The organism is Mesorhizobium sp. M1329 (genome assembly GCF_040318035.1).
Taxonomy (GTDB): domain Bacteria; phylum Pseudomonadota; class Alphaproteobacteria; order Rhizobiales; family Rhizobiaceae; genus Mesorhizobium.
Genome location: NZ_JAMYLN010000048.1, coordinates 20,433 through 32,482 on the forward strand (window position 1 = coordinate 20,433; position 12,050 = coordinate 32,482).

8 protein-coding genes are annotated in these 12,050 nt (G+C 64.1%); 2 read left to right on the forward strand and 6 right to left on the reverse strand.

Translation table 11 applies throughout. From position 1 onward, the window contains the following. Positions 1-866 precede the first annotated feature (866 nt). On the reverse strand, positions 867-2,909 hold the full coding sequence (locus NKH21_RS30410) for a transcriptional regulator (protein WP_352869529.1): 2,043 nt from the start codon (positions 2,907-2,909) through the stop codon (positions 867-869). Between the two features lie 202 nt (positions 2,910-3,111). On the opposite strand from NKH21_RS30410, the gene NKH21_RS30415 reads away from it, so the two are divergent. Both NKH21_RS30415 and NKH21_RS30420 read left to right on the forward strand, forming a co-directional pair. Continuing rightward, positions 3,112-4,197, forward strand: coding sequence for a PLP-dependent cysteine synthase family protein (locus tag NKH21_RS30415; RefSeq protein ID WP_352869531.1), 1,086 nt, complete (start codon positions 3,112-3,114; stop codon positions 4,195-4,197). A gap of 25 nt (positions 4,198-4,222) precedes the next feature. Further along, on the forward strand, positions 4,223-5,710 hold the full coding sequence (locus NKH21_RS30420; protein ID WP_352869533.1) for a pyridoxal phosphate-dependent decarboxylase family protein: 1,488 nt from the start codon (positions 4,223-4,225) through the stop codon (positions 5,708-5,710). A 27-nt stretch (positions 5,711-5,737) separates the two neighbouring features. Here NKH21_RS30420 and NKH21_RS30425 read toward each other — a convergent pair whose 3' ends face one another. The 5 genes from NKH21_RS30425 to NKH21_RS30445 all read right to left on the reverse strand — a co-directional run bounded on the left by NKH21_RS30425 (position 5,738) and on the right by NKH21_RS30445 (position 11,849). Then, positions 5,738-7,378, reverse strand: coding sequence for an ABC transporter substrate-binding protein (locus NKH21_RS30425; RefSeq protein ID WP_352869535.1), 1,641 nt, complete (start codon positions 7,376-7,378; stop codon positions 5,738-5,740). A gap of 179 nt (positions 7,379-7,557) precedes the next feature. Beyond that, complete coding sequence (locus tag NKH21_RS30430; protein WP_352869537.1) at positions 7,558-8,565, reverse strand: alpha/beta hydrolase; 1,008 nt, start codon at positions 8,563-8,565, stop codon at positions 7,558-7,560. A gap of 16 nt (positions 8,566-8,581) precedes the next feature. Then, a complete protein-coding gene (locus NKH21_RS30435; RefSeq protein WP_352869539.1) occupies positions 8,582-9,259 on the reverse strand; it encodes an isochorismatase family protein in 678 nt (225 codons plus the stop codon). A gap of 20 nt (positions 9,260-9,279) precedes the next feature. Further along, positions 9,280-10,584 carry a M24 family metallopeptidase gene (locus NKH21_RS30440; protein WP_352869541.1) on the reverse strand — a complete coding sequence of 435 codons (1,305 nt, stop codon included), beginning with the start codon at positions 10,582-10,584 and terminating at the stop codon, positions 9,280-9,282. Positions 10,585-10,871: 287 nt separating this feature from the next. Then, positions 10,872-11,849 (reverse strand): GlxA family transcriptional regulator, encoded by a 978-nt coding sequence (locus tag NKH21_RS30445; protein ID WP_352869543.1) that lies wholly within the window; start codon positions 11,847-11,849, stop codon positions 10,872-10,874. Positions 11,850-12,050: the final 201 nt, after the last annotated feature.

The window sequence follows — 12,050 nt, forward strand, 5'->3', positions numbered from 1 at the left end:
AGACCGTGGCCCATGCATTCGAAGACTTAGTCGCTGGCTGTCGTGATCTCTTACGTCGAGGGGAAACGCTCCCCACGGGGGGCCGCATTAGCGAATATCGATTTCCCTCTCCATGCTTCGCGCCCGTCCGCCCAAGCATGCCAGCAACCAACTAACGCGGCTGCTGTTGCCAGAAAGTTGCATCCGAAGTCGGCGTATGGCAAGGACAAATTGCAGTATCGCGGGTTGAATGTTGCAAATGCTTAATAATTCAGAACCAATGCGGGCTATCTTAGCAGATACTGAAATTCGCTTCACAGCAATGAACCAGCACAGAAAATCGACTTTATTCCATTGGCTGTATGTTGTTACAAGTAATATACCACGTTGTTATGCATTTACGCAGATCGAAAAAAGCCAATGGCGAAATCGCTTCTTATACGATTGCCTGTATCCTGATCTATTGTCGGTATCTTTTTTTTGACCGAGCCCATCCGGCTGCGCAGGTCGAAAGAAACGCTGCTCACTTATTCGAGTTTTTTCAACGCTGCGGCGCGCCACATAGAGGCGCAGTGGGGGTGCTGCGGCCGCGTTGGGAGCATCTTCCCAGCCGGATTGTCATCGGGTAGCGTGCAGGGGCGGCACGTGAAGGCGCTCTCTTTGGCGAACGCACTGCTGCACCTTCAGCCGTTGCCCGTCAGAAGATGGGGCTGGTGCTGCCTCGTGGGCACCGACGGCAACGTTAAATCGGTTGAGCCCGTCTGATCCGCTCTGGTCGACGAATTCGCAACCAATCTGACGATGCGCCTTGGCTGCGGACATGGCGATGTTTGGGGCGGCCAGCCGCGATGAGCGGTTTGGAGAGCCTGGCTAACCGCGCGCCTGCCTCACCCCAGCCCGATCCGCTTGGCGCCTTGCCGGAACAGCGCCTCGGCGCCCGGCTCGAAGCGGAAGGTGCCGATGAAATCGTCGGCGCAGTAGTTCGGCAGCATCTTGCGCAGCCCAGCGGCGAAACTTCGTGCCTCGTCCAGCCGCCCCGCCAGCGCAAGGCAATGCGCGGCAATCGCCAGGATGATGGCATGGGCGTTGGGACGCGCGGCTGCTTTCAGCGCCCATTCGGCGGCCTCGTCGAACTGGCCAAGCCGGACATGCGACATCGCCCTGGCGCCCAGCATGCCGAACAGCAGCGGATCGAAGGGACTCAGATGCCTGGAATGATCGGACGAGCCGATCGCAGCTTGCGGGTCGCCCGACTGCGAATGGACGAAAGACAGCGCATAGTGACCGAGCGCGAAATTCGGGCTGAGGTCGACGGCGCGTTCGAGCTCGATGAGAGAGCCGTCCTGCTCGCCGCGCAGCCACAGCGCCCGGCCCATGGCCCAGTGCGCGGCCGGATTGTGATCGTCGACGAGCAGGCTCTGGCCGGCTGCCTCGAAGGCCAGGGCGCTTTCCTGGTCGCGGTCGCCCCAACGCTGGAAGGCATTTTGCCAATGGGTGAAGGAGAGCCCGGCATAGGCGCGGGCGAAGGTCGGATCGAGCTTCAATGCTACGTCGAAGAAATGCCGGGCCTGCTCGTTTTCCGTGCGAGTGAAGCGATACATGTGCCAGAGGCCGCTGTGGTAGGCTTCCCAGGCGTTCAGCGAATTGGGCGCCTTCAGCATGGCGCGATTGCGCTCGACCGTCTCGATCTCGGTCGAGATCGACGAGACGATGCTGTTGCCGATATCGTCGAGCACGGCAAAGATGTCGTCCGGCTTGCGCTCGAACGTCTCGGCCCAGACTATCCTGGCGGTGTGCACTTCGACCAGCTCGACCGCGACGGTGACGCGGCCGGCCTGGCAGCGCACGGTGCCGGTGGCGACATAATCGACATTGAGCCGACGGCCGGCATCTTCCGGCGCAATGTTTTTTTCGGCGAGCGCAAACACCGAGCCGCGCGCGATGACGAAGAAATCCCTGAGCTTGGCCAGGCGGGTGATGATGTCGTGGGTGAGGCCGTCGGCCAACCCACCGCGCGGGCCGCCGACAGCCGCCTCTTCGGCAAACGGCATCACCGCGAGCGAAGCCTTCTGTGATGCAGCGGTATCGGAACGGGAAAGCATAATTGACGCGTGCGGTGCCGCGGGTACGACTGAAGGTCGGGCCCAGAGCATCGCGGCAGGCCGTTCGTTGCGGATCGTGCGCCATGCCTCACGAACGGCTCCGAAATCCAGATCCTCCGAAGCAAACAGCCGCGCCGCGGAAGCGAGATGTTCCTCGCCCGCGTCAAACTGGCCGCGCTGCGCTAGCCTTTTCAGAAGAGCCACGTGCGCGCGCCCGTCGAACGGAGCGAGTTCCAGCCATTTGTCCAGATGCGAAGACATTTCGTCGGCATCCGCCGGAAGCTTGTTGACGAGATGTTCCAGGATGGCGGCGTGCCAAGAGCTGAAGCGGCGGCGCTGAGCGATCAGCCAACTGTTGAAATGCGGGCTGCGCTCGATCTCCAGCCCATCGAGGAAGTCGCCGGCAAACATTCCGGAAAGAGCCTGCAGCCGTTCCAGACCGAGCGTCTCAACGCCCTTGGCGGCGGCCGAGGCTATGTCAACAGCGTCGACGGAAGCACCTCTCAGATCAAGCGTGATCGCGTCGCCTGGTGTCTCGACCCTGCGACGACGCGGTTCATCGAGGATGCCTCTAAGCTTGCTCAGGCACCAGCGAAGCTCGCCGCGCGGGTCGTTCGGCACATCCCACAAAAGCTCGCACAGGCGGCTGCGGCCGACCGGATGCGGCGCCAGCGCCAGATAGGCGAGCAGCGCACAGAGTTTGCGCGACTTCGGAAGCTCGACGGAGGTGCCGTTGCGTGCGATCGTCAGCGGTCCGAGCAGACGCACCGAAAGACCGGCCATCTCGCCACCGAGGCTCGATCGGGCGGATTCCACGTACGTTTCCATGCCTGCTCCCACGCTGGCCAGTCGGCCTTTGTTTTATCACCAAACGCGACACGGTGCATCCGGCAGCGAATTCCCGCGCCGGATGCTGGCATTGCCGGGAGGCAAATGTAGCGCGGCAAGGTCTCGAAACCTCGCCGCCCAAGCCACCGGTCTGTAACCGGCCCGTGACCACAAGAGACAACGACAAAGCGAGGAGATCGACGTGTTGCATCAACAGAAAATCAGAACCACCGCCGGGCGCGGCCGTCTGTTCGACAGCATTCTCGATACGGTCGGCGATACGCCGGCGATACGCATCAACAATCTCGGACCGGGCCATGCCACGATCTACGTGAAGGCCGAATTCTTCAATCCCGCCGCCTCGGTGAAGGACCGCCTGGCGCTCAACATCATCGAAGAGGGCGAGCGCAGCGGCGCCTTGAAGCCGGGCCAGACCGTCGTCGAGGCGACCAGCGGCAACACCGGCATCGGCCTTGCCATGGTCTGCGCCCAGAAGGGTTATCCGCTGGTGGTGACGATGGCCGACAGTTTTTCCATCGAACGCCGCAAGCTGATGCGCATGCTGGGCGCCAAGGTGGTGCTGACGCCGCGCGCCCAGAAGGGTTTTGGCATGTACAAGAAGGCGGTGGAGCTCGCCGAAGCCAATGGCTGGTTCCTGACCCGCCAGTTCGAGACCAAGGCCAATGCCGCCATTCACGAAGCGACGACGGCGCGCGAGATCATCAACGATTTCGCCGGCTCGCGGCTCGACTGCTTCGTCACCGGCTACGGCACGGGCGGCACCGTCGCCGGCGTCGGACGCGTGCTTCGCCGCGAGCGGCCGGAGACCCGGATCGTGCTCGCCGAACCGGCCAATGCGCAGCTGATCGGCAGCGGCAAGCCGCAGCAGCGCGGCGCCGGCGGCGCGCCTGCCGCCAGCCATCCGGCGTTCGAGCCGCATCCGATCCAGGGCTGGACGCCCGACTTCATTCCGGACGTGCTGCAGGAGGCGATCGACGCCGGCCTCTATGACGAGGTGGTGCCTATTGCCGGGGCCGAGGGCACGAAATGGGCCAAGGCGCTGGCGCAGAAGGAAGGCATTTTCACCGGCATCTCCGGCGGGGCGACATTTGCTGTCGCGCGGCAGATCGCGGAAAAGGCGGCGCCCGGCTCGGTGATCCTGTGCATGCTGCCCGACACCGGCGAGCGCTACATGACGACGCCGCTGTTCGACGGCATCGAAGCGGAGATGGACGCCGAGGAGACTGCGCTTTCGCAGTCGACGCCCGGCTGCCAGTTTCCGGCGTGACGGCGGCACATCGGGAGCGGCCTGCATGGACACGAAGCCTGGACTGGCCGTCACGGCCGCCGAGGAAACGCTTGACCCCTCGAACTGGGCCGACGTGCAGGTCCTGTCGCATCGGATCGTCGACGATGCCGTCGCTTACCTGCGCGATGTCAGAGAGCGTCCGGTGTGGCAGGAGATGCCGGTTGATGTGAGGACCTTCTTCACATCGCCGCTGCCGCGTTCGCCGGCGCCGCTGGCAGAAATCTATGGCGACGTCTCCAGGAGCTTGATGCCCTATGCGATGGGCAACATCCATCCGCGCTTCTGGTCCTGGTATATGGGCTCGAGCAATTTCACCGGCGCGCTCGGCGATTTCCTGGCAGCGATCCAAGGCTCCAACCTCGGCGGCGGCAACCATGCCGCCGCGTTGATGGACAACCAGGTCGTCGACTGGTGCAAGGAAATGATGGGCTTTCCGCAATCGGCCAGCGGCACGCTGGTCAGCGGCGGCTCGATGGCTAACATCATAGGACTGACCGTGGCGCGCAACGCCACAGCGGGTATCGACATACGCGAGCATGGCGTTGCCGGCATCGACAAGCCGCTGCGTTTCTACGGCTCCGACCAGCTTCACTCCTGCCATCGCAAAGCGATGGAAGCGCTCGGCCTCGGCAACCGGGCGCTGCGCCGCATCCCGAGCGATGCGGGGCTGCGGATCGACATCGCTGCGTTGCGGGCGGCGATCGCCGAGGACCGCGAGGCCGGTTTCAAGCCGGCCTGCGTAATCGGTACGGCCGGCACAGTGAACACCGGCGCAATCGACGATCTGCAAGCGCTGGCTGACCTGGTCGCAAAAGAAGATCTGTGGTTTCACGTCGACGGCTGCATCGGCGCCTTGCTTGCGATTGCGCCGGACAATTCGCATCGCGTCGCCGGCATCGAGCACGCCCACTCGATCGCGCTCGATCCGCATAAATGGCTGCACGCGCCCTTTGAGGTCGGCTGCGCGCTGATCCGGGATGCCTCCGCGCATCGCGGCACGTTCGCGGTGACGCCGGAATATCTGGAATCGACGCCGCGCGGCCTGGCCTCCGGCCAATGGCTGCACGATTACGGCCTGCAGACGACGCGCGGTTTTCGCGCGCTGAAGGTGTGGATGGCGCTGCGAGAGCACGGCATCGAAAAGTTCGGCCGGCTGATCGACCAGAACATCGCGCAAGGGCATTATCTCGGCGCGCTGATCGAGGCCGAACCGGCACTCGAACTGGTGGCGCCGGTGAACATCAACATCGTCTGCTTTCGCTACCGCGCCGATGGGTTGGACGCTGAGCGCCTGAAAGCGCTCAACACCGAGATCATGCTGAGGCTGCAGGAAGAAGGCATCGCCGCCATCTCCGACACGACGGTGCATGGCCAGCATTGCCTCAGGGTGGCGATCAACAACCACCGCACCCGGCGCGACGATCTGGACCTGCTGATCCGGGAGACGGTGCGGCTTGGACGGGAGATTTCAGGGACGGGCGTGGCCGGCTAACGCCGGCCTTTCTGTCGAGCGGCGAGACTAGGCATCGAGCCAGACCTTCTCGAAATGCTGCTCGAGCGACTGGTGTTGCTCGCAGCCATGCACGCCCTTGCGATAGGTGCGATAGACCGAGCGCCAGTAGGGCTGGATGATGACGCCGGAATCGCGCAAATTCTGTTCGATCTTGGCCATGAGCTCTTTGCGGGCGCCGGGATCGGGCATTGCCAGCGCCTTGTCGAGCAGAGTATCGAATTCGGGATTGGCATAGGCGCTCTCGTTCCAGGCGGCGCCGGTCTTATAAGCGAGCGCCAGCACCTGCACGCCGAGCGGCCGGCCGAGCCATTCGGTACAGGAGAAAGGATATTTGCTCCAGTCGTTCCAGAAGGTCGCGGCCGGCAGCACCGTGCGCTTGATCTTCAGCCCGGCCTCGCGCATCTGCGCGGCGATGGCGTCGCCGGTGCTCTTCTGCCAGTCGACGTCGACCGAGATGAGTTCGTATTCGTGGTCGGCCTTGCCGGCCTCGGCAAGCAGGGCCTTGGCTTGATCGATGCTGCGGACGGCCGGGCCGATATCGGCATATTCGGGATGCATCGGCCCGACATGATGGTTCTCGGCAGGCTTGCCGCGGTTGTCCATGCCGATCTTCAGCACCGCGGCGTTGTCGACGGCGAGTTGGGCGGCGCGTCGAACCTTGATGTCGTCATAGGGCGGATTGCGGATGTTGAAACGCGCGACGATCGTCGAGCCGGTGGCGATCTCGGAATTGCTCAGGCCCATGGAATCGGTCTGCGCAACCGTATCGGAGGCGGTTTCGTGGTCGATGTCGATCTCGCCCGATTCGAAGGCCGACAGCATCGCATTGGGATCGGAGCCGTAGTCGACCCATTTGATACCGTCGAGGTAGAAGTCGCCCTTCCACCAGGGCTTGTCCTTGCGGCGGACTTCGGCGCCGACCTCGGCGTCCCATGCCACGAGTTCGCACGGTCCGGTGGTGATCGCCAATGCCTTCAGCGGGTCGCCGTCGCCTTCATAGCTGCGGTGCATGATCAGCGCCGGATAGTCGGCCATGCCGGCGATCAGCGAAATGTCGGGTTTCGGCAAATTGAGCCGCACGGTGACGTCGTCGACACGCTCGATGCCGCCGTCGACGACCTTCTTGGTATCCGCGTTGACCAGTGCGCCCATGCGCGCGGCGACCGAATTGCCGGCGACGGACGCATCGCACCAGCGCGTCAGATTGTGGATCACGTCGTCGGCGTTGAAGGTGTCGCCGTTCGACCAGGCGATGCCCTTGCGCACATGCAGCGTCAGCACGCGGGCGTCGTCGCTGGTTTCCCAGCTCTCGAGCAGCCATGGCTCGAAGGTGAAGTCGCGCTTCCAGCGCACCAAATATTCGTTGCACTGGCGGGCGACGTTGGACATCTCGACGCCGTCGAAGGTGCGCGGATCCTTCCAGCCCTTGACGTTCATGGCGACACGCAAGATGCCGCCGCGCTTCGGTTCCTCGGCCCTGGCCGGCGACGGCGCAAGCCCGCCCAGCGCCAGCGCGCCGGCAGCGCTGACGCCGAGCGCAGCCATGGTGGCGAGATATTCGCGCCGGTTCATCTGGCCTTTCTTGAAGCCGTCGGCGACGGGTTCGGCCTGCGGATGCAATTTCCGGTCGGTCAGCATGAACTTCATCGTCGTCATTCCCCTGTTGTTGGGCACCTCTGCCGATCGCCAAACGCGGGGGACGGATGCGATCGCCGGAGCGCCATTGCCTCGGGGGATGATAGGGCGAGCTCCCGTAGGGGAGTGTTCGGACTTCCGCAGTTCTTGTGCGCTGTTCCGCGACAGTGGTGCTTGGAGGACGGTCCCCGTCACTCAGGCCAGTCACCTCCGCCCAGTGCGGCTATTGCCGCCACAATGCGATCAAAGGCCTCGCCGGCGCGCGGCACGGTCTTGCGGGCGCGCAGGAAGCTGTGCACCAGCCGCGGCTCTTCGCGCCACCAGGCCTTGCCGCCGGCGGCAAGGATGCGGTCGCGATAGGCTTGGCCGTCCGCCGACAGCGGGTCGCATTCGGCAGTGACGATGACCGTCGGCGGCAGGCCGGAGAAGTCGGTATCGCTAAGCGGCGAAAATGTCGGGTCGTCCGGCGACTGCCCCTTCCCTGCCCGGATATGCCGATAGAATTCGACATCGCGCAATGTCAGCAGTGGCGCCTCGGCGTGCTCGACATAGGAGCCCGCGCGCGCTTTGCCGTCCAGCTCTGGGCCGTCTAGCTCGTCACCGCCGAGCTCGGGATAGATCAGCACCTGGCCGATCGCATGGTGAGGATGGCGGCGTGTCGCCTGTGCCACCGCAGCGGCCAGGTTGCCGCCGGCGCTTTCGCCGCAGAGCACGATCGGCAGGCCGGTCGTCGCCGTCGCCCATTCGAATACTGCCAGTGCATCCTCGAAGGCCGCTGGATGCAGATGCTCGGGCGCCAGCCGATAGTCGGAGGACAGAACGGCAAAGCCGGTGCCGGCGCAAATCTCGGCGCAGATGTCGTCATGGCTGTCGAGCCCGCCAAGCACGAAGCCGCCGCCGTGATAATAGACAACGATCGCTTGTGGCGCCGTGCCCGCCATTTGGTAACGCCGGACCGGGACCACATGGTCGATGGCAGGAACCGCGCTATCGCTGGCCTTGACACCGGGTGGATAGGGCTCGCGAAACGCCCGGCACATGGCGTCATAGACCGCCCGCTGCCGCTCGATCGGCATGTAGACCATTTCGGGCGGATACCACTCGTTGACCCTGTCGATATAGGCCCACAGTTCCGGATCGAGCAGCGTTTGGTACTTTCCGCGCTCTGTCGTTTCGGGTCGCTCGGCCTCGGTGATCATCGCTGCGCGATCCGGCTCAGAGCTCGGCGTAGAGCCGGGCAGCATTTTCATAGCTGAAGCGCAGCGGCACCGAGCCCTCGACCTGCCAGGCTTCGACCGTCTCGCCGGCCAGCAGCCGGCAGGCGCCGTCGGTGGTGGTGACGGCGCCGCCATAGAGCCGGTTGGCGAGATTGAGAATGGCCGTCTGGTGCATCGCCGTGCTGCCGCTGCCGCAGGCATCCTTGACCAGCAGCACGCGAAATCCGAGCGCCACCGCATCCTTGACGGTGGCATCGATGCAAGCCTCGGTCCAGACGCCGGCAACGACCAGCCACTCGATGCCGTCGGCCTTCAGCCGCTCGGCGGCAGGCCCTGCGCGAAAGGCGCTGGCATCGGTCTTGATCAGCATCGTCTCGCCTGGCAACGGGCCGACCTCTGGACAGATCGCCGTCAGCGGATCGTCCTTGTCGGAAAACGCCGACTTGCCATTGGCCTCGACCGGGTGGAACGGCCGCGCCGCGGCGAGATCGACAATATAGGCCCAATGGTAGAGCGGAACATCATTGGCGCGTGCCGCCGCCTGCAGCCGCTGGACGTTGGCGAGGATGTCGCCATAGCCTTCGACCAGATAGCGCTTGTCCCGCCGATGCTCCTCCTGGAGATCGATGAACACCGCCGCCGCCGTACCGCGCTTGATCGAGATCGGGCTTTTCATGCGGATACGCCTGTCAGCACTCAAACGTGCCCGTCAAGGAAATCATCCTCATAGGGGAAGCGCGACAGGAGCTCGGTGCCGGTCTCGGTGATCAGGATCTCGTCCTCCAGCTTGACGCCCTCGCGGCCGCCTTTCTCGCCGATATAGCTTTCGACGCTGACCACCATGCCGGGCACGATGACACCGTCGCGGCCATAGGTCTCGTAATCCATGGCATGCGCGATGAACGGCGTCTCGCCATGCATGCCGACGCCGTGCATGACCGAGGTATAGCGCTGGTCGACGAAGCGGTCCGGGATTTTCCAGGCCTTTTCGGCAATCTCGCGAAACGCCATACCGGGCCTGACGACCCCGATGTTGTGCTGAACCTGGTCGTGCGCCATGCGGTAGAGCGACTTCTGATAATCCGTCGGCTTGCCCGGCCCGCAGCGGAAGGTGCGGGAAAAGTCCGAATAATAGCCGTAGCAGCCGATCGTATCGGTATCGAGTGCCAAAAGTTCGCCAGGCCTGATCTTACGGCCGCTCGCCTCGTTGAACCATGGATTGGTGCGCTGGCCCGAGGTCAGCAGCCGGGTTTCGATGAACTCGCCGCCCTGCCGGATCACCTCGCCATACATGATGGCGAACAGCTCGTTTTCGGAAACGCCGGGCTTGATCGCCTCGCGCACCGCGTAGACCGCGGCTTCGGCGCCGGCCATCGACACCTGCAGGCATTTTACTTCCTCGGGCGTCTTGACCGAGCGCACCGCCAAAATCTCGCCCTGGCAATCGCGGACCTCGCAGCCGCGCTTTTCCAGCGCCAGTGCCTGCAGATGGCTGCAGCGGTCGAGGCCGAGCTTCATCGAGCCGCCGCCATGCGCCTTGAGCAATTCGGCGATCTCATCGGCGAACGGGCCGGCGGTTTCGTCGTCGCGGCCCGACACCGATGACCAGACCAGCTTCGACGGACGCGCCTCGTCGATCGTGTCGAGCACCATCGAGACATGGTAGCTCTGCGGATATTCGAACAGCACGATCGGCCCTTTTGTGGGGATGAAGAAGTAGCGCGTCGAGTTGCGCAGGAAATAGCCGAACATGTTGCGCGAGCCGGTGGCGTAACGCTGGTTGTAGGGGTCGAACAGAACGACGCCACCATAGCCGGCCTCGCGCATCCAGGCGCGCAGCCTGGCCAGCCGCCCCTTGCGCAGCGCATCTGCGTCGATGAAGGACGGCTCGGTATCCGACAACCACATGCCGCCGGCCGGATCCGCCGCCGCCGGATGGCGCATGCGGTCCTTGAAGTCGACATCCTCGGTGCTATCGGGGTCAAAAACGACAAGGCTCATGGGTGCCTCCTAGAAAGGCAGACTATGGGGCAAACGACGTACCGGCATTGTGCGGAAAACCGCAAATGTCGTGCCGGATGCCGTAGACAGGTTGGCGGGACAGCACCCCCCTCTGGCCTGCCGGCCATCTCCCCCGCAAGGGGGGAGATTGGATGTCGCGTCGGCCTTCGCCAATGACCAACGCAGCAGGATATGCGGCGGGACCAAAGCTGCCGATCTCCCCCCTTGCGGGGGAGATGGCCGGCAGGCCAGAGGGGGTGGGCGGGAACGCGGCGCAGTTAAAACACCTAATGCCGCCGCAACACCTTCGGCGCGTGGCCATGTTCTTCCCGGAACGCCCGCGCAAAGCTCGACATCGAGGCGAAGCCGCAGGCCAGCGCCACGTCGCGCACCATCAGCGTCGAATGGGCCAAGAGGTCGGCGGCGCGCTTCAGCCGCAGGCGGCGGTAATAGCCGTTGGGCGAGATGCTGAGCTCGGAGCGGAACTTGCGTTCGAGCTTGTCGGAGGAGACGCCGAGCCGCCCCGCCAGCTCCGCCATGCCGAGCCGCTCCTCGACCGCATCCTCCATGATGGCGATGGCCGACAGCACCAGTTCGTTCTGGACGCCGGTGCGTAAGCGAAGCGGCATCAGCTTGCGGTCGACGCTGGAGCGTAGCGGGCTGTGCACGAACCATTCGGCGACCCCGGCCGCCAGCTCCGCGCCATAATCGTTGGTGATGATCTCCAGCATCATGTCGAGGCTGCCGACGCCACCGGCCGAAGTGAAGCGCTTGCGGTCGATGACATAGAGATCGCGCCTCAGCTCGATATTCGGAAACGCTTCGGTGAAGGCTGCCTGGCTGGTCCAGTGCAAGGTGCAGGCATGGCCGTCGAGCAGGCCCGCGCGGGCGAGGAAGAACGCCGCGTCAGCTACCGCACCGATATGGGCGCCGCCGCGCAGGCTCTTGCGGATCCAGCTCACGGCATCGTGCGCGACGAGATGATCGGCATCGCCACCCGAGCAGACGACGATGCGGTCGACCTTCGGCGCGTCATGGGCGGCAAAGCCGGGCTGGATGACGACGCCATTAGAAGCCTCGACCGGGCCTTCGGCGGCGCCGACGATGATCCAGCGATAGCAGTCCCGCTTGGCCAGCACGTTGGCGGCGCGGAGCGGCTCGATCACCGAGCTGAACGCCATCATCGGAAAGCCGGGGAAGACCAGGACCGCGAAGGTGAGCGGGGCGTCGCTTGCCGTCGGTTGGTTGCGTTGTCGGTTGTTCATAGGGAGACTACCATTTCGCCGGATGGTGCCAAGGTCAACGGAGCAGCGTGTAAACGCCGATCTTTGGTGATCCTTCACGCCCCCCTCTGTCCTGCCGGACATCTCCCCCACAAGGGCAGGGGAATCGCATATGGCGATTTTGGGGTTGAGTTTAGGCTGAGAAAGGATTCTTTGGAGAGGCAGTTGAGCGAAGGAGCGACT